Below are 22,459 nucleotides of genomic sequence, written 5' to 3'. Positions count from 1 at the left end.
CACGCCTCGTGACGGTCCCGGTGCTGTTCACGCCGGAACGATGTTCACCAGCTTCGGCGCCCGCACGATCACCTTGCGGATACCGGCCCCGCCCAGTGCGGCCACCACAGCCTCGTCGGCCAGCGCCGCCTTCTCCAGTTCCTCGTCGGAGATGGCCGGGGACACCTCCAGCCGCGCCTTGACCTTGCCCTTGATCTGCACGACGCAGGTCACGCTCTCGTCCACGACGTACGCCGGGTCGGCGACCGGCAGGTCCTGGTGGACGACCGAGTCGGTGTGGCCCAGCCGGCGCCACAGCTCCTCGGCGATGTGCGGGGCCAGCGGCGCGACCAGCAGCACCAGGGGCTCGGCGACGGAGCGCGGCAGGGCGCCGCCGGCCTTGGTCAGGTGGTTGTTCAGTTCGGTGATCTTGGCGATGGCCGTGTTGAAGCGCAGGCCCTCCAGGTCCTGGCGCACCCCGTCGATCGCCTTGTGCAGGGCCCGCAGGGTGTTCTCGTCGGGCTCGGCGTCGACGACGGTCAGCTCGCCGGTGTTCTCGTCGACGATGTTGCGCCACAGCCGCTGCAGCAGCCGGTACTGGCCGACCACCGCGCGCGTGTCCCACGGGCGCGAGACGTCCAGCGGGCCCATCGCCATCTCGTACAGGCGCAGGGTGTCGGCGCCGTACTCGGCGCAGATCGCCTCCGGAGTCACGGCGTTCTTCAGGGACTTGCCCATCTTGCCCAGCAGCCGGGAGACCTTCTCGCCCTGGTAGTAGTACGCGCCGTCGCGCTCCTCCACCTCGGCGGCCGGCACCGGGAAGCCGCGGCTGTCGCGGTAGACGTAGGCCTGGATCATGCCCTGGTTGAACAGCTTGTGGAACGGCTCCGCGGAGGAGACATGCCCCAGGTCGAACAGCACCTTCGACCAGAAACGGGCGTACAGCAGGTGCAGCACGGCGTGCTCGGCGCCGCCGACGTACAGGTCGACGCCGCCGTGCGGCTGGCCCGCGCGCGGGCCCATCCAGTACTGCTCGATCTCGGGGTCGACCAGCTTCTCGCTGTTGCGCGGATCCAGGTAGCGCAGTTCGTACCAGCAGGAACCGGCCCAGTTGGGCATGGTGTTGGTCTCGCGACGGTACTTCTGCGGACCGCGGCCGTCGCCCAGGTCCAGCGTCACATTGACCCAGTCCTCGTTGCGGGACAGCGGCGTCTCGGGGGACGTGTTCGCGTCGTCCGGGTCGAAGGTGCGCGGCGAGTAGTCCTCGACCTCCGGCAGCTCCAGGGGCAGCATCGACTCGGGCAGCGAGTGCGCGATGCCGTCCTCGTCGTAGACGATCGGGAAGGGCTCGCCCCAGTAGCGCTGGCGGCTGAACAGCCAGTCGCGCAGGCGGAAGTTGACGGTGCCCTTGCCGATGCCCTTGCGCTCCAGCCACTGCGTGATGCGCGCCTTGGCGTCGACGACACCCAGGCCGTCCAGGGAGATCTCCTCGTTGGAGGAGTTGATGATCTTCGCGTCGTACGACCCGAAGGCGTTCTCCCAGGTCGAGGTGTCGGTGCCGCGGTCGTCGGTCGGCTCGACGATGCAGTGGATCGGCAGCTCGAAGGCGCGCGCGAACTCGAAGTCGCGCTGGTCGCCCGCCGGGACGGCCATGATCGCACCGGTGCCGTAGCCCATCAGGACGTAGTCGGCGATGAAGACCGGGACCTGCTGGCCGTTGACCGGGTTGGTCGCGTACACGCCGGTGAAGACGCCGGTCTTGTCCTTGGCCTCGGCCTGGCGCTCGACGTCGGACTTCGAGGCGGCCTGCGCGCGGTACGCGGCGACGGCCTCGGCCGGGGTCGCGTGGCCGCCGGTCCAGACGTCGTGCGTGCCCTCGGGCCAGGCGTCCGGGGTGAACTTGTCGACCAGCGGGTGCTCGGGCGCCAGCACCATGTAGGTCGCGCCGAACAGGGTGTCGGGGCGCGTGGTGAAGACGGTGATCTGCTCGCCGTCCACGGGGAAGTCGACGCGGGCGCCCTCGGACCGGCCGATCCAGTTGCGCTGCTGCAGCTTGATGGCCTCGGGCCAGTCCAGGGCGTCCAGGTCGTCCAGCAGGCGGTCCGCGTAGGCGGTGATGCGCATGTTCCACTGACGCAGCTTGGCCTTGAAGACGGGGAAGTTGCCGCGCTCGGAGCGGCCGTCGGCGGTGACCTCCTCGTTGGCCAGCACGGTGCCCAGGCCGGGGCACCAGTTGACCGGCGCGTCGGAGGCGTAGGCCAGGCGGAACTCGCCCAGGACGTCGGCGCGCTCGGCGGCGGTCAGCTCGCTCCACGCGCGCGTGTGCCCCGGCACGGGACGCTCACCGGACTCGAACCGGGCGACCAGCTCGGCGATCGGGCGGGCCTGGTTCGCCTCGTCGTCGTACCAGGAGTTGAAGATCTGCAGGAAGATCCACTGGGTCCACTTGTAGTAGTCCGGGTCGATCGTGGCGAACGAGCGGCGCTTGTCGTGGCCCAGGCCCAGCTGGCGCAGCTGGGACTTCATGTTGGTGATGGCGGCCTCGGTGGTGACCCGGGGGTGCTCGCCGGTCTGCACGGCGTGCTGCTCGGCGGGCAGGCCGAAGGCGTCGAAGCCCAGGGTGTGCAGGACGTTGTGGCCGGTCATGCGCTGGAAGCGCGCGAAGACGTCGGTCGCGATGTAGCCCAGGGGGTGGCCGACGTGCAGGCCCGCACCGGAGGGGTACGGGAACATGTCCATGATGAACTTCTTGGGCCGCGCGGCCAGCTCGGCGTCACCGGCCAGGTCGCCCTTCGGGTTCGGCGCGGCGTACGTGCCCTCGGCGTCCCAGAAGTCCTGCCAGCGTGCTTCGATCTCGGCGGCCATGGCAGCCGTGTAGCGGTGCGGCGCGGCCTCCGCCGGGACAGCGGCGGCAGCGGGGTTCGTCTCGCTCATGGTCCTCAAAGCTCCATCGATCGTCTCTGCCAGCGGCATGTCGTCCAGGAAACGAAAAATCCCCTCGCACAGGAGGGGACGCCGCGCCGATTCCGAACCGTCCGTTCACCGGCGGTCGGGACTGATCAGCGCGGCTCGCTAAGCAGAAGGCGTACAGCACGCATGGCGTTAGGGTACCGCAGGCCTTGAGCAGGCCGCGACGAACTTACGTATGCATGGTCGCGACAACGTTGAGGAGGCGAGAACGGGGGGTCGAAGCTGAGCCAAGGACAATGGTTACTTCGCGTAACAGTCACTATAGGACATCACACCAGCCACATCGTCGCTTCATAACAACGCAATAACTCAAACCTCGTACCCATCGGTATGGAGCCACTTAGAGTTCGGCAGCGGGACCGCTTTCCCGAAACTGCTCGGAGTTGCCCCCATGAACCCTCGTTCTAGTTACAGCTCGCTCCCCAAGCCCGGCCGGTCGGTCTACGGGTTGGCGACGGCTGTCGTCCTGGTCCTCATACCCGTGGTCGTGCTGGTCGGCGGCGACCAGGTGCAGGCCTTCCTCAACTTCGGTGCGGGCGTCCTGTCGCTGGTATGCCTGACCTGCTCGGTCATCTGGGGCCTCGTCGCCCAGGACCGGCTCATCCTCAACACGCGTCAGCGGATCCTCGCGCAGGGCATCCACCGCGTGACCGCCGTGGGCTCCATCGCGTTCCTCGTGGTGCACATCACGGTCAAGCTGGCCCTGGAACACACCGTCCTGATCGCCGCGCTGATCCCCTTCAGCCTCGGCGTCAAGGGCAGCGCCGGGCTCATCGGCCTCGGCTCCCTGGCCGCACTCCTCATGATCTTCGTGGGCATCACCGGCGCGCTGCGCAATCAGTTCGCCGCGCCGGCCGAGGTCGCCGCCCGCTGGCGCGCGATGCACATGCTGGCCTACCCGGCCCTGTGTGCGGCCCTGATCCACGGCTTGTACGCGGGACGCGCGGCGAAGCCGTTCTTCATGGTGTCGTACGAGCTGTGCCTGGCCGGGGTCATGGCGGCCCTCGCCCTGCGCGCCGCCCCGCGCCCGTTCAAGCGCAAGGTCGCCGACCGGCTCACCGCACTGCTGGGGGGCTCCCAGGAGCGCTCCATGGACGGCCTCGAGGCGTCACGCGCGCGCGTGGCGGAGACCGGGTCGTCCGCGCTGCCCGGCTACGAGGGCCGCCCGAGCCGCTCACCGCTGACCGACACCATGGGCTCCACCCGGATGAGCCCGCAGGCGTCGCCGCTGTACGGCACGCCCGCCGCCCCGGAACCCGCCAACGGCTTCGCGGCCGCCTACCGCGCGGTCAACACGCCTCCGCGCGGTCAGCAGCAACCCTTCCCGGCCGACCAGACGGCGCGCATGAACATGCCGTTCGACGTGCAGGCCACCGAGGCCATCCCGCGCGCCGACAACGGCGGCAGCACCTCGGGCAGCTGGCCGATCCCGTCCCCGCCGCCGGTCGGCGAGGCGCCCCCGTCGGCCTACGACCCGCTCCAGGACACCGGATTCAATATCCCGGTCTATGACAATTCGGGCACCGGTGGACGTGACGTCTACGACACCAGTGAGACGAACCCCCCTTACGGGACGTACAACCAGAACGACACGTACAACAGCGGTCCCGCCAATGAACCATCGCCCGGCGCGTCGTTCGACGCACCGGGTTCGGGCGAACCTTGGAACACGCCTTCCGGAGGCTATAGGTGAACGAGGCCCTGCCCGACGTCCCAGAAGTCCGCGTGGTCGGCCTTCCGCAGCTCACGTCGGGCTTCGACCTTGTCGAGAGACTCGACCTGCCCATGCACCTGAAGGTGCACGGGCCGCTCGAACCCCTGGGCGGAGAGGCCCTCGCGAAGCTCTCCGAGAACATCAATCTGAAGGGCCGCGGCGGCGCGGGCTTCCCCTTCCACAAGAAGCTGCGCTCGGTCGCCGAGGCGGCCATCAAGCGCGGCGTACGGCCGGTCGTCGTCGTCAACGGCAGCGAGGACGAACCGGCCTGCCGCAAGGACACGGTGCTCATCAACCGTGCCCCGCACCTCATCCTGGACGGCGCGCTGCTGGTCGCGGAGGCGTTGGGTGCCCGCACGCTCGTGGTGGGGGTCACCCGCGAATCCACCCAGCGCTCCATGGAGGCCGCGCTCGCCGAACGCGGTCTCAGCAACGGCCGTAGATCGGTGCTGAAGGCGTTCGTCCAGCGCAACCCGATCCGCATGGTCACCGGCGCCGCCGCGTCGCTGATCCGCTCGATCGACGGCGGCCCGCCGATCCCGCCCGGCCGCAAGGTCAGCGCCTCGCAGAACGGCGTCGGCGGCGCGCCCACCCTGCTGTCCAACGCCGAGACGTTCGCCCAGCTGGCCATCGCCGCCCGCATCGGCCCGGAGCGCTACGGCAACACCGGCCTGTACGACGAGCCGGGCACCGTCATGCTGACGGTCTCCGGCGCGGTCGCCCGTCCGATGGTGATCGAGGTCCCCACCGGTGTGCCGCTGCGTTACGTCCTTCAGCTCGCCGGCGCTCCGCCGGTGCCCCAGGGCGTGCTGACCGGCGGTTACCACGGCAAGTGGATCGACGCGGCGACGGTCAACGAGGCGATCGTCTCCCGCAATTCCCTGGACGCGGTGGGCGGTGCGCTCGGCGCCGGCGCCATCCTGCCGATCAGCCAGGAGACCTGCCCGCTGGGCGAGTCGCTGCGGGTGGCGCAGTGGCTGGCCGACGAGAGCGCCGGTCAGTGCGGTCCCTGCTACCTCGGTCTGCCGGCCGCCGCGCGCGGCATGGAGGACATCCTCAACGGCGGCGGCCCGGCCGCCCTGGAGGCGCTCAAGCAGGTCGCCAAGAACGTCAAGCGGCGCGGTGCGTGCTCGCACCCGGACGGCTCCGCGATGTTCCTGGAGTCGACCATCAAGGCGTTCACGGACGACCTGGCCGCGCACGTCCTCGGCAATGGCTGCGGACGGCCCGTGGAGGGCGTTCTGCCGCTCTTCGAGGCGGGCATGGCCCCGGCGGGCATCACGAGCGGCAGCGCGCCGGAGGAGAGCGGCTCCAGCCGTCAGAAGATCTTCGTCGACTGGACGCTGTGCCGCGGGCACGGCCTGTGCGCCGACATCCTCCCGGAGGTCTTCCAGCTCGGCGCCGACGGATTCCCGACGGTGGCGCAGGCGAAGGTGCCGCAGTACGCGGAAGCCAAGGCTCTACGCGCGGTGCGTCGCTGCCCGGCACTGGCCCTGCGCATCGAGGAGGACACGCGCGCCCAGGCGCCCTCCCGCAACCTCCCGGTCCTCTCCCAGGGCCGCGGCCGTCGCGCCCTGGGCCGCTGAGCACGTAACGACGCGAGGGGCCGCCTGATTACAGGCGGCCCCTCGCGTTTCCCCGGCCGGATCTGACGGAATGTCCGGAACACAAAAAATCCCGCCGGATCGAATCCGATCCGGCGGGATCTGCTGTGGAGCTAAGGAGAATTGAACTCCTGACCTCCTGCATGCCATGCAGGCGCTCTACCAACTGAGCTATAGCCCCTCGCGGTCATGCGATGGAACCGCATCTTGACCGTGCCACCCGGTTTCCCCGGCGGCGACGCCAACTTTACCGGTCCGGGGGCGGACCACCAAATCGTTTCCACCCTGTCCGCTTTCGCCCGAAATAAGAGGTGGGGCGGTGTGCGGGGTCAAGCGGTGACGAAGGAATAGAACCGTTTGAGCGTGCAGTGCTCCTCGAGAAGCCGACCGTAGATCGGCTCGCCCTCCAGCTCGCGGTACGTCTCGATCGGGTCGCCTTTTATGATCAGCGCCCGCGCGCATTCCTCGCACCAGTACTGGTAGTCGGGGTTGACCGGCTCCATGTCACGGACGATCGGGGTGCCGCTCCCGCACCAGTCGCACTTTCGCCTGTGTGCACCCATCGATCAGCTCCAGCTGTGGCCGCAGGCCGTGCACACGTAGGAAATCCCGCCGTTGTCACCGAGAACCTGGGCCACATGGGCGGAACCGCAGGAGGGGCAGCTGAGCCGGGGGGCCTTGTCCCGTGTCACCACCGCTTCGGAGAGGTGACCGACCTCTCCGAAGATGCTCGCAGGCATCGCTACTCCCTCCCGTCGGGCCGCGCCCCCTTCCGGCCGTTTGATTCTGCCACGGCCGGGCCAATACGGTCAGCGACGCCTCAGTACCAGTCCGGACACGGCACCGAGGACGGCTGTCGTAGCGAGCGCGAACATGCATGTGAGAAGCGCTTCCGAAGAGGTATACGCCTCTGGTGCCCCAAGTGACTCAAGCCGGTTGAAGAACAGTGTGCCGAAGACCGCACCGCCGATCAGCTGCCCGACCCGGGGGACCGTGGCGAGCAGCCCGCCGGCGTCCGCCGCGTACAGCCCGTGAACCCCGCCGGGATCAGGGCCCGTTGCCAGAAGGCCAGGAGCACGGGACGGGGCCGGTACAGGCCGCGCGCCCCTTTTCGCAACCCTGCACCCCCCGTTTCCGCTTCCGCTCCCCCGCCACGCGGCAGAACGAGGCCGCCGACGGCCGGCAGGACGAGGACCGTAGGCACGTTCGCGCGGCCCTGCTGTGGAAGGAGGCAACAAAAAATCCCGCCCCCTGAGGGACGGGATCTTCGTGAATCGATCTCGATTCACCAGCCGATCTGTGGAGCTAAGGAGAATTGAACTCCTGACCTCCTGCATGCCATGCAGGCGCTCTACCAACTGAGCTATAGCCCCTTCTGTCCTCCCCGCTCCGCGGGGCGAACAAGAAGAACTTTAGCCTGCGACCTGCCGGAAAGTGAAATCCGGGTCCCGGCCGCCCCACGACGGTCAGTCGTCGTCGCCGAGCACCGGCTCGGGCAGGGTGCCGGCGTTGTGCTCCAGCAGACGCCAGCCGCGGGCGCCCTCGCCGAGGACGGACCAGCAGCAGTTGGAGAGACCGCCGAGGCTCTCCCAGTTGTGCGCCTCCAGGCCGAGGAGACGGCCGATGGTGGTGCGGATGGTGCCGCCGTGGCTGACGACGACGAGGGTGCCGTCCTCGGGCAGCTTCTCGGCGTGCCTCAGCACCACGGGGGCGGCGCGGTCGGCGACCTCGGTCTCCAGTTCGCCGCCGCCGCGGCGGACCGCCTCACCGCGCTTCCACGCGGTGTACTCCGCGCCGTGGCGGGTGATGATCTCGTCGTGCGTCAGCCCCTGCCACACGCCCGCGTACGTCTCGCGCAGGGCCTCGTCATGGGTCACCTCCAGGCCGGTGAGCGCGGCGAGCTCGGCGGCCGTGCCGGCGGCCCGCGACAGGTCCGAGGCGACGATGGCGTGGGGCTGGAGAGAGGCGAGCAGCCGGGCGGCTCGGCGGGCCTGTGTGACGCCCGTCTCGGTCAGCGCGACGTCCGTCGTGCCCTGGAAGCGGCGCTCCACGTTCCACGCGGTCTGGCCGTGCCGCCAGAGGATGACACGGCGGCCACGACCCGGCCCCCGGTCGGCGGGCCCCCGGTCGGCGGCTCCGGCGGGGCCACTCACCGAAGCTCCCCGAATCCGGCGGCCTCGTCCTCCTCGGCCTGCAGCTTGGCGTGCTCCTGGGCCTTGCCGCGGGTCGCCTTGGCGTCGGCGGGCAGCTCCAGCTCGGGGCAGTCCTTCCACAGCCGCTCGAGGGCGTAGAAGACACGCTCCTCGCTGTGCTGGACGTGGACGACGATGTCGACGTAGTCGAGCAGGATCCAGCGGGCGTCCCGGTCGCCCTCACGGCGTACCGGCTTGGCGCCGAGCTCCTTCTGCAGGCGCTCCTCGATCTCGTCGACGATCGACTTGACCTGGCGGTCGTTGGGAGCGGAGGCCAGCAGGAAGGCGTCCGTGATCGACAGCACGTCGCTGACGTCGTAGGCGATGATGTCGTGCGCGAGCTTGTCGGCGGCCGCCTGTGCGGCGGCGGTGATGAGCTCGATGGAGCGGTCGGTGGCGGTCACTACGTGGCTTTCCGTCGGCGGACACTTGTGCTCAAGGGTCTCACGGACCGCCGACGGCACCCCACGCGATCAGGGCCTGTCCGGCGGATCAAGCGGATCAAGTCGCAGGAAAGCAGCGGCGCCGCGTCTGCGGCATGATCCGCCGGACAGGCCCTGAGCGATCACCCGGACGCCGAGGGCTTGTAGTCCTCCCCCAGGACGACCGCCACGTCCGCGTTCCCGGGGACGGTGCCCTTCTTCACGGCGCCGTCGTCCAGGCCCAGGGTCTTGGCGACCTGGGTGGCGTTCTCCTTGTCGGCGGCGTCCGCGTAGAGCACCTGGGAGGTGGCCTTCGTGCTCGACGGGGTGCCGGCCTCCAGGAAGGTGAAGCCGCCGTTGAGGAGCACCACGCGCGCGTCCTCAGTGTTGGCCTTGGCGCCGCTGGCGTTCTGGACGGAGACGCTGACGGCCGCGTCCTTGTCGGGGCTCTTCGCGGTGCCGCCGAGGACGTCCTTGACGACGCTCGCGCTCGCGTCGGCGCTGAGTGTGCCGTCGGTCCGGACGGGCAGCAGGGTGGTCTTGTAGTCGCCGCCCTTGGCGAGCTCGGCGAGTTTGGCGAGGAAGGCGCCGAGATCCTTGTCGCTCAGCGAGGGGTCGAGGATCTGCGCCAGGGTCTGGACGGTGACGGTGGCGCCCTGCGCGTCGGAGGACACCTTGCGCAGCACGCCCTGCATGACCTGGCCGAACCGCTCCAGCTGGGCGTTCTGGGCCTCGCCCGTGGCGCGGTAGGTGGCGTAGGCGACGGCCATCTTGCCGCTGAGGGTCTGGTCCGCCCCCTTGGTGACGAGCGGGGCCTCGCCCTTCTTGGCGCCGGGGGCGGGCACGGCCGTGTCGGTGTCGACCTCGATGTTGCCGACGAGGTCGACGAGGTTCTGCAGGTAGGGGGTGTCCAGGCGCCAGGTGCCCTGGATCCGGGTGCCGAGGACGGTGTCCAGGGCGTCGCGTGTGCCGGCCGAGCCGTCGTCGTCGACGGACTTGGCGAGGGTCGTCGTGGTGCCGTCCTCGTCCGTGAGGACGAGGGAGTTGGGCAGCAGGACCGTGGTGGCCTGCTTGGTGGTGGTGTTGTCGACGAGCAGCGCCGTGGCGGTGCCGCCCCCGGCGGTGTTGTGCAGGTGGACCACGATCACGTCGCGTTTCTGCGCGGCGGTGGCGGTCGTGGTGCCGGTGCCGGAGTCCGAGGACGACGACAGACCGGGCAGCTTTCCGGCGTACCAGAGGTAGCCCACCCCGCCGGCCGCGAACACCGCCAGGACCACGACGAGGGCGATCAGGCGGCCGCGGGCGCGGCGCTTGGCCTCCTCGCGGCGCTCGGTGCGGTTCTCGGTGAAGTTCAGCCAGTCGATGACGTCCTCGGAGTCACCGTCAGGTTCCTCCACGAAGGCGAACTGCTCGGTGTGGTACTCCCGTTGGGCCGCCGCTTCGTCGGACCCGGCTTCGTTCCCGTTCCCGTTCCCGGTCCCGGTCCCGGTCCCGGTCCTGGTCTCGTTCTCGGCCGGACCGGCCTGCTGCGGGATGTAGGCGGTCCGCTCGGCGACGCGGGGCTGTTCGACCCGAGGCTGCTGACCGCTGGTGGCGGTCTGCCCGTAGGGGTCGTACGGGGTCTGGGTCGCGGTGCCGTAGGGGTCGTAGCCGACGGGGGCCTGGCGACCGGTGTCGTACGCGGGGGTGGGTGGCTGCTGACCGGTGTCGTACGGGTCGTAGGCGGGCGTCTGCTGCCCGCCTGTGGCGTACGGGTCATAGCCGTATCCCTGCCGACCCTCGCCCTGGGGCTGACCCTGGTGCCCGCCCTGCTGCCCGTACGGGTCGTAGGCCTGCTGAGGCGTCTGCTGGGGCGGGACCTGCCGGTAGACGGGCTGCCCGTACTCGTCGTAGCCGACGAGTTCGTAGGGGTCGCCGCCGTACCCCGCGTCGTATCGGTCGTTCACCGGCACCCCTCTCGGCTCACTCGCCGCGGTACAGCTCGCGCTTGTCGATGTAGCGCACAACACCGTCCGGCACCAGATACCAGACGGGGTCGCCCTTGGCGACTCTCGCACGGCAGTCTGTGGAGGAGATGGCGAGCGCGGGCACCTCGACGAGCGAGACGCCCCCTTCCGGGAGGCCGGGGTCGGACAGGACATGTCCCGGCCGGGTGACCCCGATGAAGTGCGCGAGGGAGAACAGTTCCTCGCTGTCCCGCCAGGTCAGGATCTGACCGAGGGCGTCCGCACCGGTGATGAAGAAGAGGTCGGTGTCGGGGTTGAGGGCCCGCAGGTCGCGCAGGGTGTCCACGGTGTAGGTGGGGCCGCCGCGGTCGATGTCGATGCGGCTGACCGAGAACTGCGGGTTCTCGGCGGTCGCGATGACCGTCATCAGGTAGCGGTCCTCGGCCGGGGAGACACTGCGGTGGGTCTTCTGCCACGGCTGGCCGGTCGGGACGAACACGACCTCGTCCAGGTGGAACTGCGCGGCGACCTCACTGGCCGCCACGAGGTGTCCGTGGTGAATCGGATCGAACGTCCCGCCCATGACGCCGAGGCGGCGCTTGCCCGGGTTCGACGGGCCGGTAGGCATGTCCTGCTCTCCCATGCGTGCAGACCCTACCGGCCCGGTCCCGGGGCCCCGGCAGGCGGATGCCCGGAGTGCCCCGCTATGCCGGACTGCCCGTCGGTGAACACGTGGTGTCTCAGCGGTCGCGGTTGAAGCGGGTGGTGATCCACAGCAGGAGCAGCAGGATGACGAAAGCGCTGCCGCCGGTGAGGTACGGGCTGAGGCTCTCGTGGTTGCCGCCGTGCTCCTCGCCCTCGGCGGCGAGGGTGACCAACTGGGCAGCGGCGCTGTGAAGGCTCATCTTCGGCAGGACCTATCCGGTGAGGGTGGGATAAAGATGTCGGCCCATCGTAAGCGGGCGGCTCGGCGGCGATCACGCCGACTCCGGCATTGGGAACCTTCCCGACGGCTCAGTCGTCCTTCCGCTTGTAGCCCCGCAGCAGGAACCACGCGGTGAGCACACAGCCCAGGATCATCACGACCAGTACGACGCGGAGCAGATTCCCCGCCCCCTGCTGCTGGGCGGCGCCGGCGGCTTCGGTGAGCCAGGCGGCTGCGGGTTGGTGCTCCATGGCGTGGGACTCCTTCGGTGTAGTGCCCGTCCAAGGTAACTCCGCCTAGGCTGGGCCCTGCTTCGGGGGCGCAAAGGGCCGCACAAGGGTCCGTAAAGGGTCAGGTAGAGGGCCACACAGACGCACATGGGGGAAGACATGTCCGACGACGGCCACGACAACGACGGCACGGGCCACGAGAACGTGCCGAGCAGGCAGCGCAGGCGTTTCCCCGGAATCTCCTCGCGTGCGTACGAGCACCCCGCCGACCGCTCCGCGCTGGTGGCGCTGCGCAAGCTGAGCGGCTTCGACACGGTGTTCAAGGCGCTCAGCGGACTGCTGCCCGAGCGAAGCCTCAGGCTGCTGTTCCTGTCCGACTCCGTGCGGGTCTCCGACCAGCAGTTCACGCACCTCAACGACATGTTGCGGGACGCCTGTTACATCCTGGACCTGGAGAAGGTCCCGCCGATGTACGTCAACCAGGACCCGCAGCCCAACGCGATGTGCATCGGTCTGGACGAGCCGATCATCGTGGTCACCACCGGGCTCGTCGAACTGCTCGACGAGGAGGAGATGCGGGCGGTCATCGGCCACGAGGTGGGGCACGCCCTGTCGGGGCACGCCGTGTACCGGACGATCCTGCTGTTCCTGACCAACCTGGCGATCCGGGTGGCCTGGATCCCGCTGGGCAACCTCGCGATCATGACGATCGTGACGGCGCTGCGCGAGTGGTTCCGCAAGTCGGAGCTGTCCGCGGACCGCGCGGGTCTCCTCGTCGGCCAGGATCTGCAGGCCTCGATGCGCGGCCTGATGAAGATCGCCGGCGGCAACCACCTGCACGAGATGAACGTGGACGCGTTCCTGCAGCAGGCCGAGGAGTACGAGGCGGGCGGCGACCTGCGCGACTCCGTACTGAAGATCCTCAACGTGCTTCCCCGCACCCACCCCTTCACCACCGTGCGCGCGGCCGAGCTGAAGAAGTGGGCCGAGTCCCGCGACCACCAGCGGATCATGGACGGCCACTACACGCGGCGCAGCGAGGACAAGGACACCTCGGTCACGGACTCCTTCCGCGAGTCCGCCTCCCACTACGCGACCAGCGTCAAGAGCTCCAAGGACCCGCTGATGAAGCTGGTCAGCGACATCGCGGGCGGGGCGGGCGACCTCGGCGGCCGGGTGCGGCGCGGCTTCGGCGGCTTCACGGGGCCGACCCCGTCGGACGACCAGCCGCCGCGCAACGGCTCGGACGGCGCGACGGACACCCCTCCTCGCGACGGGAAGTGACTGCCCTCGCGACGGGGAGTGTCCGCCCTCGCGACGAGAGCCGTCGGCCCTCGTGACTGACGGGAACCTGCGGCTCGGGCGACGGGTACCCGCGCTTCACGTCTTCGGCTGGGCGCTCTGCGCCAGAGCGCCGCACAGGGGCGTCGCGCCACCGGTCGCGTAGGGGTCCGTGCCGGCCGGTCCGCCCGCCTTCGCGGTCTGTCCGGCCAGCAGGGGGCGCAGGTGGTTGGTGGAGTCCTCGGCGCAGGACAGGGGGCCGGCCTGGACGTAGGACACGATCAGCTGGACCTGGTGGGTGCGCAGGTCCTCGCGGTCGAAGCGGAAGTGCAGCTCCCGGCGGACGGTGAAGAGGGAGGCCGGGGCCGTGGCGGCGGCGCCGGTGGGCCGTAGCGCGTATACGAAGGTGTGGTCGGCGGTGACCTCGAGGGTCGCGGAGTCGGTCTCGGCGGCCTGCAGCGTGCCCTGGACTCGGATGCTGCTGTCGGCCAGCTGGGCCTGCGCGGGGTCGAAGCGGACCAGCCAGCCGGTCGGCGCGTGCCTGCCGTCGGCGGCCGGGTGGCTGAAGCTCTCGTCGAACTGGTCGAGCTGGTCGGCGTCGATCAGGGCGCGCACGGGCCGCACCTGCTGCCCGGTGAGCACCTCCGGGAAGAGCGAGGAGTGCACGATGTAGTCCTTGGCCGTGATCAGCGCGGTGACGACCTGGCTGTCGGAGAAGTGCGCGGTGCTCCGCGAGGGCGGCAGCGGAATGCCCTCGGCGCCGATGCGGAACTGCGCGGCGGGACTGCGCGCGAACAGGGACTCGGGGTCGGCCGCCCCGGGCACGACGCCCTGCGGGGAGAGCGGGATGACGGTCATCCGCAGGGGCTCGACGGGCCCGCGCGCCATCGCACTCTGATAGGGGCTGCGTACGCCCATGTAGACGGCGGTGCCGAAGGCCACGGCGATCAGCAGGACGAGCATCAGCGCCTGCCGGGACAGCCCGCGCCGCAGGGGCGGGCGGCGGCGGACGGCGGGCGCGTGGTCTGCCATGCGCTCGTGGGCGGAGTATTCCTGGAGGCGGGCAGCACGGACGAACGATTCGTCGAAGACGACGGATCGGTATTCGTCCTCGCCACCTCCCGGAGTGCCCTCGGGTGTCCCCTCCGGTGGGTCTCCAAGCCCGGCCATACTTTCAGAGTAGGTCGCGCGGACCCCGGGTAAACGCCCTGCTGTACGACAACTTCTGACAGGTTCTCAACAGCTTCGGCCCCGTACACACGACCCTCGCACGGCCCTGCGTCGCACATGCGTTCAGGGCGTGCGCGGGTCCGCCGAGACGGGTGGCTGAGAGTAGCTGGCGGAGGCCGACGGAGGCGGCACGCTGCCCTGTTCCAGGCCGGTCGTGGCGGGCGGCGGCACCGGGTCGCGACTGCCCGAGGACGCGCCCCGGTAGACCGCGGCGAAGGCCAGCGCGACCATGCCGACGCCCATGACAACGGCCAGCATCCAGGCCACGGGGCGGTGCCAGCGGACCTGCCTGCCGTAGGTCCCGGGCGCGCCGTAGCGGCCTTCGAGGAGGTCGGCGTCGTCCAGGTCGTCGAGATCCGGGTCATGGCCGAAAACGCCGGGTCCGTAGGCGTCGTCGTAGCGGTCGCCTCGGGCGCGGGCTCTGCGGGCCTCGGCCTCGGAGGCCTCGGCTCTCGCCTGCGCGGCGGCCAGGAGGCGTTCGACGGCGGTCGGCTCGTGCACCACGGCCGCCTGTACGAAGGCCTCGTCGAAGACCACGGAGGCGAACTCTTCGTCCGACGCTCCGCGGTCGTGGTCGTCGTCGGGCTCCCAGCCGTCAGGGAACGGCATGCCCCCCACGTCCTCCGGCACGGATCCAGAGTAGACCTGGGGGGTCAATTTGGGCAGACGGTATGGAAATTCATCCGCCGGATGAGACGCCTGTCACGGCCCCTTTGGCCCGGCGAACGCCTCAGCGCCGTACATGCCCGTCGCCCGTGACGATGTACTTGGTGCTGGTCAGCTCCGGCAGGCCCATCGGGCCGCGGGCGTGCAGCTTCTGGGTGGAGATGCCGATCTCCGCGCCGAAGCCGAACTGGCCGCCGTCGGTGAAGCGGGTCGAGGCGTTCACGGCGACCGTGGTGGAGTCGACCAGCTGGGTGAACCGGCGGGCCGCCTGCTGCGACGTGGTGACGATGGCCTCGGTGTGGCCGGAGGTCCACAGCCGGATGTGCTCGACGGCCCTGTCGAGGGAGTCGACGACGGCGGCGGCGATGTCGTAGGAGAGGTACTCGGTCTCCCAGTCCTCGGGCGTGGCCTCGACCACGGTCGCCTTGGAGTCCTTGGCATAGGCCAGCACGCGCTCGTCGGCGTGCACGGTCACACCCGCCTCCGCGAGGGCGTCGAGGGCGCGGGGCAGGAAGACGGGAGCGATGTCCTGGTGGACCAGGAGGGTCTCGGCGGCGTTGCACACGCTCGGCCGCTGCGCCTTGGAGTTGATCAGGATGTCGATCGCCATGTCGAGGTCGGCGTGGGCGTCGACGTAGACGTGGCAGTTGCCGGTGCCGGTCTCGATGACCGGGACGGTGGACTCCGTGACGACGGTCTGGATGAGCGAGGCTCCGCCGCGCGGGATGAGGACGTCGACCAGACCGCGGGAGCGCATCAGCTCGCGCACGCTGTCGCGGCCCTCGCCGGGCACCAGCTGGACGGCGTCGGCGGGCAGCCCGGCGCCGCCGACGGCGTCACGGATCACCCGGACGAGAGCGGTGTTCGACTCGAAGGCGGAGGACGAGCCGCGCAGCAGGACCGCGTTGCCGGACTTCAGGCACAGGGCGGCGGCGTCCACGGTGACGTTCGGGCGGGCCTCGTAGATGATGCCGACGACGCCGAGCGGGACCCGGACCTGGCGCAGGTCGATGCCGTTGGGGAGGGTTGAGCCGCGGACGACCTCACCGACGGGGTCGGGCAGCGCCACGACGTCCCGCACGTCGGAGGCGATGGCCCGCACCCGCTCCGGGGTGAGGGTCAGCCGGTCGATGATCGACTCGCTGGTCCCGGCCTCGCGGGCCTTGGCGATGTCCTCGGCGTTGGCCTCGACGATCTCGCTCGTGCGGACCTCCAGTGCGTCCGCGATGGCGAGCAGCGCGTCGTCCTTGGCGGCCCGGGGCAGCGGCGCGAGGTCGGCGGCGGCCGCCTTGGCGCGGTAGGCGGCGCGGGTGACCGGGGACATGGAGTCGTACGGCGAAAGCGTGGTCATACGGGAAGGGTAGTGCGCCACGCGGGCCCGTCCACCCTTTGTTCCACCCCGCGAGACATCCCCGAGACACCGCGGAGGGCCCGTGAGGCGGAGCCGAGGGCGGACCTGGGGGCGGACCTGGGGGCAGCTCCCCAGGGCGGACCGGGGATATCCCCGAGGTCGTACCCGGGACGCCCCTGAGGCGTCCCCCGAGCGCGCCGCCCCGCGACACACTCGCGAACGGTGTCAACGCGAACGGTGTCAATAGGGGTGAACCCCGACAGGGGTCGTCGGCACCGGGCCGTAGCCTTCCGCGATGCGCTGGTGGTAGGTCTGGCGGTCGATGACCTCCAGGCCGACGATCTCCCAGGGCGGCAGGCCCGCCGTCTGGCGGTGCTCCCCCCACAGGCGCAGGGCGACGGCGGCCGCGTCATGCAGGTCGCGGGCCTCCTCCCAGTACCGGATCTCGGCGTGATCGCCCGCATATCTGCTGGTCAGGAGGAAGGGGTGGTCGTGGGCGAGCTGTTCGAGAGCGCGCCGGACCTCCTTCACCGGGGCTTCCTCGCCGGACACGCTGAGGGTGACGTGCCACAGCCGGGCAACCTCCACGGGCTGCTCGCCCTTCGCCTCGGCGGCCTCCTGGGCCCGGTACCGCTCACCGGCCGCCACACTGGTCAGGGCGCGCTCCTCGCCGGGCGGCCGCGACGACGAACCCGCCGCGCGTGACGACGCCGGCCCGGCCGTACGCGAGGACGACGCCGAGGACGCCGACGACATGGACGACGTCGATCCGGTCTCGCCGGTACTCCCACGGGCCGCTGCCACCCCAGGGCGCACTCGTCTCACGACGGCCTCCTTTACGCAGCGCTCGTGCGGAATGTGTGCCGCGGTCGCCCGCCGGACGCCCGCAGCCTGTCCCTGAGACAAAGTTGAGCAGGCCGCACGCCTTCGTGGGGCGGTTTCACGGAACGTCCCCCACCGGTACGGACCGTTCGAGCGGTTTACGGGTGAAGGATCACCAGGTCGTCCCGGTGGACGACCTCGCGTTCGTACTCCGCGCCGAGCTCCCGCGCCAGGTCCCGGGTCGACCGGCCGATCAGCTGGGGGATCTCCTTGGCGTCGAAGTTGACGAGGCCGCGGGCCACCGCGCGCCCGGCGGTGTCGCGCAGTTCGACGGGGTCGCCGGCGCTGAACTCGCCCTCGACGGCGGCGATCCCGGCCGGCAGCAGCGAGGTGCGCCGCTCGACGACCGCCCGCACGGCCCCGTCGTCCAGGGTCAGCGACCCCTGCGGGGTGGACGCGTGCTGAAGCCACAGCAGCCGGTCGGCCGAGCGTTTGCCGGTGGGGTGGAAGTAGGTGCCGGTGTCGCCGCCGGTGAAGGCGTCGGCCGCGTGGACGGCGCTGGTGAGGACTACGGGGATGCCGGCGGCGGCCGCGATCCGGGCGGCCTCGACCTTGGTCACCATGCCGCCGGTGCCGACGCCCGCCTTGCCGGCGCTGCCGATGTCGACGTGCGCGAGATCCGCGGGGCCGCGCACCTCGGCGATCCGCGAGGTGCCGGGCTTGCTGGGGTCGCCGTCGTAGACGCCGTCGACGTCGGAGAGCAGGACGAGCAGGTCGGCGTGGACGAGGTGGGCGACGAGGGAGGCGAGCCGGTCATTGTCCCCGAAGCGGATCTCGTCGGTGGCGACGGTGTCGTTCTCGTTCACGATCGGGAACGCACCCATCGCGAGCAGCTTGTCCAGGGTGCGGGAGGCGTTGCGGTGATGGACGCGTCGGCTCATGTCGTCGCTGGTCAGCAGCACCTGGCCGACACGGACGCCGTACCGGGCGAAGGAGGCGTTGTAGCGGGCCACGAGCAGGCCCTGGCCGACGCTCGCGGCGGCCTGCTGGCGGGCGAGGTCCTTGGGGCGGCGGCGCAGGCCCAGGGGGGCGAGGCCGGCGGCGATGGCGCCGGAGGAGACGAGGACGATCTCCTTCTCTCCCCCGCTGCGACTCTTGGCGAGGACGTCGACGAGCGCGTCGACCCGGTCGGCGTCGAGGCCGCCGGAGGCGGTGGTCAGCGACGAGGAGCCGACCTTGACGACGATCCTGCGGGCCTCGCCCACGGCCTGCCTTGCCCCTGCCACCTTGTTCTTCGCCCCTCGCGTAGGTCCCCGGCTGCCCGCCAGGCAATCTACGCGAACAGGGGCGCAGGCCGCGCGCGGGTTTCACTTCGCGGACAGTGGCGGAGCGATGACCGCCCACTCACCCTTTGCGTACGGCGAAAAGGTCGTATCGCTTCCTCACACCGCCGCGGGTCCCCCCGGTCTGACCGTGCGTCGGCGGAGTCTGCTGAGCCGTCGGCGGACCTTGCGGGTGAAGCCTCGCAGGAAGGCTTCGGTGGGGTCCTTGCGCCAGCCGGGGTACGCCTTGGCCTCGCGGGGTTCGGCGAGGTAGACGCGGTCGGGGATGCCGGCCTCGGCGGAGCCGTAGTGCGGGTAGGCCAGATAGAGCTGGGTGTTGCGCTTCTTCAGCACGGGCGTCGGCTCGGTCTTGGCCTGCATGAACTCGAGGACGTCCACGAGGAGGTCGGCGCGCTGCCGGGCGACCAGCTCCAGGCGCAGCCGCTCATGGACGTTGAGGCGTTGGGCCACGCCCTCGTTCCAGTAGGCGTCCATCAGCGGCTTGGCCAGCTCCAGCTTGGTGCGCCGGATCTCCTCGTCGTTCTTGAGGAAGATGGGCCCGAACTGCGGCAGCACGGTGACCAGGAACGGACGGACCATGAGCACATCACGCTTGGGGCCGGGCGGGACCAGGCGCTCCAGCAGGCCCATCAGGGCGCGCGCGGAGTCGAAGCGCAGCGTGTAGCTGCCGGTCTTCGTGACCTGCTTGCCGTCGGTGCGGCCCACCAGGTAGTAGCAGGTGTAGTCGGCGACCACGGAGATGCCGTCGGCCCGCAGATAGGCCTCCATGGTGAACAGGGCGTCCTCGCCCGTCCACAGGGACTCGTCGAAGCGCATGTCGTGCCGGGTCAGCAGCTCGCGGCGGAACAGCTTCTGCGCGCTCAGCGTGAACTTGATGTTGGAGGAGAACACGTCCGTACGCCCGACGTTCTTGCCGAACATCGACTTGGCCGCGTTGCGGTTGACGCCTTGGATCTTGCCGAGGACGACGTCCGTGCCGTTGGCGTCGGCCATGGCGACCATGCGCTCCAGGGCCTCGGCGCCGAGCCTGTCGTCGGCGTCGAGGAAGAACACGTAGCGACCGGTGGCCTTGCCGAGGCCGACGTTGCGCGGGCCGCTGGGGCCGCCGGAGTTCTCCTGCCGGATCACGGTGACGGCCATGGGGGCGCGGGCGGCGAACTCCTCCAGGTACTCCCCGGTGCCGTCCCGGGAGCCGTCGTCCACGGCTATGACCTCGATGCGGGCCGGGTCCAGCGTCTGTGCCTCGACCGATGCCAGGCATTCGACCAGGTACGGCATCGCTTCGTACGCCCCGATGACCACGGTGACGTCAGGCTGCGCAACGGTCACTGTTCCCTCTCACCACGCAACTGTCCCCCCAATGAACCTCTGGACATCCGATAGACGACGGATGAACACAGAGGGTTGCCTCGGTTTCCCCGCGTGTTCCACATCACAGGATGCACGAAAGGCCGGGCCCCTCGGAGATTATCCCTCCGAGGGGCCCGGCCTCAGCACACGTCCGTCAGGCGGGCGTCAGACGGCCGTCACTCCCTTGGGCAGTTCCGCCTCGTCGTCCGGCGGGCCGTCCAGCGGATCCATCAGCACTGCGCCGTGGGACTCCTGGCCGACGTTGCGCGCCTCGGCCTTCAGCGCCAGGTCGGCGAGCGCGGTGTCGAACCGTTCGAGGGACGTGGGCTCGTCGGGGCCGAGCAGGTACTCCTTGAGTTCCTTGCGGTCCTTGGCCAGCGGATCGGCGCCCGGGTCGCGCACCGCGTCCAGCAGCTGGTCCAGCTCGGCGGCGCTGTTGCTGAGGAGCACCGCCGCGCGCACCGCGGTGTTCTGCCGCCGGAACTCCTCCGCGCCCAGCTCGGCGGAGTCCGTCACCGCATACGGCTTGCCGCTCGCGATGAAGTCGGAGACCACGCTGGAGATGTCGGAGACCATCGCCTCCGAGGCGTTGAAGCAGTCGTACAGCCGGGGCCCGCTGCCGGTGATCATCCGGTGCTCGAAGGAGGGGAAGGAGCGCCAGTACGTCTCGTTCCACTCGGCGCGCAGCCGGGCGGCCTCCTCGTGCTTGCGGACGTCGACGATGCCGTCACGGCTGGTCACGGCCTCGTCGGCGCGCTCGTCGAAGGCCAGCGAGAGGCCGTCCAGGCGGGCCTTGAGGCGGGTCAGCTCGGCCTTGGCCTTCGCCTGTGGCGCCGGGTCCGCGGTGAAGCGGGAGTCGGCCGCGCGCTCGGCGGCCGCCTTCTTGATCAGGGCGGTGATCCGCCGGTGCGCGGCCGCCGCCTTGGCGCTGCGGTTGCCCGTGAACGGGTGCGGCTTGTACAGGACGCGGACCGGGGGCTCGGCCGCGATCAGCTTCTTGACGATGTTCTCGCCGGCCAGGATGAGCGAGGTGTTGCCCGGGTTGTCGTCCCAGCCCTCCCAGGTGGGCGCGTAGAGAACCGTGGGGATCCGGTCCCGCGGCGGAGCGTCCTGCGCGGGCTCGATCGGCGCGAGCTGCGGGCGGCCGACCTCGACGACGTCCTCGTCGCGGATGCCGACGTCGGCGATGGCGTACCGGTCGCGGCCGGCGCGGCCCGCGACCCACACCTCGTCGTAGGCCTTGGTGAACGGGTTGACGCTGGCGGCCTTGTCACTGTCGCCGTGGCCGATGAAGACGTGCTTCATGGTCGGCACGCGCAGCAGGTGGATGTTCTTGCCGACGTTCGCGCAGTACAGCGCGACCCGCACCATGGACAGGTCGAGGTTCATCAGATGGATCCCGCCGGGCACGCAGATGACCGGCACGGAGGTGGGCGCCATCTTCTCCAGGATGGTGCGCTCCCGCAGGAGGATCAGCGGCCGGGCCTCCATCTGCTCCATGGTCTCCAGCCACATGTTGACCTGGTAGGCGGAGTCGTCGGAGCCGGAGAAGTACAGCACCGTCTCCGGGCGGTACTCGCGCAGCCAGGCGCTGACCGCGGCCAGGACCTTGGGGGCCCTCGGCGGGAGCCGTCGCCCGCGCAGGTGCGGCACCAGCGCGAGGACGTACAGCGCGCCCAGGCCGAGCGTGACGGCGATGCCGGCGTAGCCCGGGCGCACCGAGTCGGTGAGCGCGCAGACGAGCAGGCCCACGACGGCCGCGAGGTCGAGGTGGAGCATCTTCACGGTGGCGCGGCGCAGCAGGAGACGCGGCGGGGCGTCCGGTATGCGCAGCCGGGAGGCCATGTCGACGTTCCTGGTCGCGACCGGCATCTGACGGCGCTTACCGATCAGGGTGACCAGCGCGCCCTGCGGGGCCTGAAGACCGAAGAACACCGTGAAGCACGCGATCGCCGCGTAGAAGACCGGCTCCTGGGAGAGGTCCAGTCTCGCCAGCAGCAGGATCAGCAGCAGTTCGCGGACCAGGAACCGGGTGGACAGACCGGCCCGCACCTTGGACAGCAGGCCGATGAGGCGGCTGCCCTTGCGGTGGAGGTAGAGGTCCGCCAGGTACGTCACGGCGGCCGCGGCGGCGAAGGCGGGGGCGCTCGGGACGAGCGCGGCCGCCATGAGGCCGGGGTAGCCCAGCATCATGAGGACCGCCGCGGCCAGTTCGGCCGCGGAGCCCACCCGGGCTACGCGAATAGCGGTGGATATCACGGAGAAACCTGCTCTGGGAGGGGGCCGGTCATAGGTGCCTAAAAAGTCCGGAAAATCCTTTGTGAAGGTTTCGGAGGTTTTTCGGGTGTTTCGAAAGCTTTACGGGTTCAGGCCTCTGTGAATTCTCCGTAAACAGGGAGCCACAGAGGCCTGAAAATTCACTGGCTATTTACGC

General features: G+C 70.2%; 19 protein-coding genes and 2 tRNA genes. 3 read left to right on the top strand and 18 right to left on the bottom strand.

Annotated features, from left to right (window positions below; all coding sequences use genetic code 11):
- Positions 1–27: 27 nt before the first annotated feature.
- On the bottom strand, positions 28–2,913 hold the full coding sequence (gene leuS / locus ACIBTS_RS05110) for a leucine--tRNA ligase (protein WP_399316692.1): 2,886 nt from the start codon (positions 2,911–2,913) through the stop codon (positions 28–30).
- A 427-nt stretch (positions 2,914–3,340) separates the two neighbouring features.
- Between leuS and ACIBTS_RS05105 the strand changes: the two genes are divergently transcribed.
- Positions 3,341–4,642, top strand: a complete 1,302-nt coding sequence (locus ACIBTS_RS05105; protein WP_399316690.1) for a cytochrome b/b6 domain-containing protein — start codon at positions 3,341–3,343, stop codon at positions 4,640–4,642.
- Complete coding sequence (locus ACIBTS_RS05100) at positions 4,639–6,249, top strand: NADH-ubiquinone oxidoreductase-F iron-sulfur binding region domain-containing protein (RefSeq protein ID WP_319672227.1); 1,611 nt, start codon at positions 4,639–4,641, stop codon at positions 6,247–6,249. Before ACIBTS_RS05105 ends, ACIBTS_RS05100 begins: the two co-directional genes overlap by 4 nt.
- Positions 6,250–6,375: 126 nt before the next feature.
- Here ACIBTS_RS05100 and ACIBTS_RS05095 read toward each other — a convergent pair.
- The 10 genes from ACIBTS_RS05095 to ACIBTS_RS05050 all read right to left on the bottom strand — a co-directional run bounded on the left by ACIBTS_RS05095 (position 6,376) and on the right by ACIBTS_RS05050 (position 12,003).
- A tRNA-Ala gene (locus tag ACIBTS_RS05095) sits at positions 6,376–6,448 on the bottom strand.
- Positions 6,449–6,596: 148 nt separating this feature from the next.
- Positions 6,597–6,830 (bottom strand): hypothetical protein, encoded by a 234-nt coding sequence (locus ACIBTS_RS05090; RefSeq protein WP_003976229.1) that lies wholly within the window; start codon positions 6,828–6,830, stop codon positions 6,597–6,599.
- Positions 6,831–6,833: 3 nt separating this feature from the next.
- Entirely contained in the window at positions 6,834–7,007 is a 174-nt protein-coding gene (locus ACIBTS_RS05085; protein WP_399316689.1) for a hypothetical protein, read from the bottom strand.
- A gap of 560 nt (positions 7,008–7,567) precedes the next feature.
- Positions 7,568–7,640, bottom strand: a tRNA-Ala gene (locus ACIBTS_RS05080).
- A 93-nt stretch (positions 7,641–7,733) separates the two neighbouring features.
- A complete protein-coding gene (locus ACIBTS_RS05075) occupies positions 7,734–8,420 on the bottom strand; it encodes a histidine phosphatase family protein (protein WP_399316687.1) in 687 nt (228 codons plus the stop codon).
- Complete coding sequence (gene rsfS, locus ACIBTS_RS05070) at positions 8,417–8,863, bottom strand: ribosome silencing factor (RefSeq protein ID WP_319336687.1); 447 nt, start codon at positions 8,861–8,863, stop codon at positions 8,417–8,419. The genes ACIBTS_RS05075 and rsfS overlap by 4 nt, the downstream gene beginning before the upstream one ends.
- A gap of 161 nt (positions 8,864–9,024) precedes the next feature.
- Complete coding sequence (locus tag ACIBTS_RS05065) at positions 9,025–10,827, bottom strand: LCP family protein (protein WP_399316686.1); 1,803 nt, start codon at positions 10,825–10,827, stop codon at positions 9,025–9,027.
- A gap of 16 nt (positions 10,828–10,843) precedes the next feature.
- Complete coding sequence (gene nadD / locus ACIBTS_RS05060) at positions 10,844–11,470, bottom strand: nicotinate-nucleotide adenylyltransferase (RefSeq protein ID WP_079662324.1); 627 nt, start codon at positions 11,468–11,470, stop codon at positions 10,844–10,846.
- Positions 11,471–11,567: 97 nt separating this feature from the next.
- Positions 11,568–11,732 (bottom strand): hypothetical protein, encoded by a 165-nt coding sequence (locus ACIBTS_RS05055; RefSeq protein ID WP_319672224.1) that lies wholly within the window; start codon positions 11,730–11,732, stop codon positions 11,568–11,570.
- 109 nt (positions 11,733–11,841) lie between these two features.
- Entirely contained in the window at positions 11,842–12,003 is a 162-nt protein-coding gene (locus tag ACIBTS_RS05050) for a hypothetical protein (RefSeq protein WP_099937332.1), read from the bottom strand.
- A 138-nt stretch (positions 12,004–12,141) separates the two neighbouring features.
- Between ACIBTS_RS05050 and ACIBTS_RS05045 the strand changes: the two genes are divergently transcribed.
- Positions 12,142–13,266, top strand: a complete 1,125-nt coding sequence (locus ACIBTS_RS05045; RefSeq protein WP_399317181.1) for a M48 family metallopeptidase — start codon at positions 12,142–12,144, stop codon at positions 13,264–13,266.
- A gap of 96 nt (positions 13,267–13,362) precedes the next feature.
- Here the strand turns inward: ACIBTS_RS05045 and ACIBTS_RS05040 are convergent, their stop codons facing one another.
- The 7 genes from ACIBTS_RS05040 to ACIBTS_RS05010 all read right to left on the bottom strand — a co-directional run bounded on the left by ACIBTS_RS05040 (position 13,363) and on the right by ACIBTS_RS05010 (position 22,254).
- A complete protein-coding gene (locus ACIBTS_RS05040; RefSeq protein WP_399316684.1) occupies positions 13,363–14,433 on the bottom strand; it encodes a hypothetical protein in 1,071 nt (356 codons plus the stop codon).
- A gap of 123 nt (positions 14,434–14,556) precedes the next feature.
- Positions 14,557–15,123: a hypothetical protein gene (locus ACIBTS_RS05035; protein WP_399316683.1), complete on the bottom strand. Its 567-nt coding sequence runs from the start codon at positions 15,121–15,123 to the stop codon at positions 14,557–14,559.
- 100 nt (positions 15,124–15,223) lie between these two features.
- The gene (locus ACIBTS_RS05030) at positions 15,224–16,510 is read right to left on the bottom strand and encodes a glutamate-5-semialdehyde dehydrogenase (RefSeq protein WP_319672220.1); all 1,287 of its coding nucleotides are present in this window, start codon (positions 16,508–16,510) and stop codon (positions 15,224–15,226) included.
- A gap of 240 nt (positions 16,511–16,750) precedes the next feature.
- A complete protein-coding gene (locus tag ACIBTS_RS05025) occupies positions 16,751–17,266 on the bottom strand; it encodes a hypothetical protein (RefSeq protein ID WP_399317179.1) in 516 nt (171 codons plus the stop codon).
- A gap of 224 nt (positions 17,267–17,490) precedes the next feature.
- Positions 17,491–18,618: a glutamate 5-kinase gene (proB, locus tag ACIBTS_RS05020; protein ID WP_399316681.1), complete on the bottom strand. Its 1,128-nt coding sequence runs from the start codon at positions 18,616–18,618 to the stop codon at positions 17,491–17,493.
- 156 nt (positions 18,619–18,774) lie between these two features.
- Positions 18,775–20,004, bottom strand: a complete 1,230-nt coding sequence (locus tag ACIBTS_RS05015) for a glycosyltransferase family 2 protein (RefSeq protein ID WP_399316680.1) — start codon at positions 20,002–20,004, stop codon at positions 18,775–18,777.
- Between the two features lie 186 nt (positions 20,005–20,190).
- On the bottom strand, positions 20,191–22,254 hold the full coding sequence (locus tag ACIBTS_RS05010; RefSeq protein ID WP_399317178.1) for a hypothetical protein: 2,064 nt from the start codon (positions 22,252–22,254) through the stop codon (positions 20,191–20,193).
- Positions 22,255–22,459: the final 205 nt, after the last annotated feature.

This window comes from Streptomyces sp. NPDC050121 (assembly GCF_044460385.1).
Classification (GTDB): domain Bacteria; phylum Actinomycetota; class Actinomycetes; order Streptomycetales; family Streptomycetaceae; genus Streptomyces; species Streptomyces soliscabiei.
The sequence above is the reverse complement of the archived record's forward strand: the minus strand, read 5'-3'. Positions and strand labels throughout refer to the sequence as shown.

What these genes read in the sequence shown, in the direction of transcription:
- ACIBTS_RS05040 (WP_399316684.1), bottom strand. Translation starts at nt 14,433, where the DNA reads ATGGCCGGGCTTGGAGACCCACCGGAGGGGACACCCGAGGGCACTCCG.
- ACIBTS_RS05090 (WP_003976229.1), bottom strand. Translation starts at nt 6,830, where the DNA reads ATGGGTGCACACAGGCGAAAGTGCGACTGGTGCGGGAGCGGCACCCCG.
- leuS (WP_399316692.1), bottom strand. Translation starts at nt 2,913, where the DNA reads ATGAGCGAGACGAACCCCGCTGCCGCCGCTGTCCCGGCGGAGGCCGCG.
- nadD (WP_079662324.1), bottom strand. Translation starts at nt 11,470, where the DNA reads ATGGGAGAGCAGGACATGCCTACCGGCCCGTCGAACCCGGGCAAGCGC.
- ACIBTS_RS05025 (WP_399317179.1), bottom strand. Translation starts at nt 17,266, where the DNA reads ATGTCGTCGGCGTCCTCGGCGTCGTCCTCGCGTACGGCCGGGCCGGCG.
- ACIBTS_RS05045 (WP_399317181.1), top strand. Translation starts at nt 12,142, where the DNA reads ATGTCCGACGACGGCCACGACAACGACGGCACGGGCCACGAGAACGTG.
- ACIBTS_RS05105 (WP_399316690.1), top strand. Translation starts at nt 3,341, where the DNA reads ATGAACCCTCGTTCTAGTTACAGCTCGCTCCCCAAGCCCGGCCGGTCG.
- ACIBTS_RS05085 (WP_399316689.1), bottom strand. Translation starts at nt 7,007, where the DNA reads ATGCCTGCGAGCATCTTCGGAGAGGTCGGTCACCTCTCCGAAGCGGTG.
- ACIBTS_RS05055 (WP_319672224.1), bottom strand. Translation starts at nt 11,732, where the DNA reads ATGAGCCTTCACAGCGCCGCTGCCCAGTTGGTCACCCTCGCCGCCGAG.
- ACIBTS_RS05050 (WP_099937332.1), bottom strand. Translation starts at nt 12,003, where the DNA reads ATGGAGCACCAACCCGCAGCCGCCTGGCTCACCGAAGCCGCCGGCGCC.
- ACIBTS_RS05030 (WP_319672220.1), bottom strand. Translation starts at nt 16,510, where the DNA reads ATGACCACGCTTTCGCCGTACGACTCCATGTCCCCGGTCACCCGCGCC.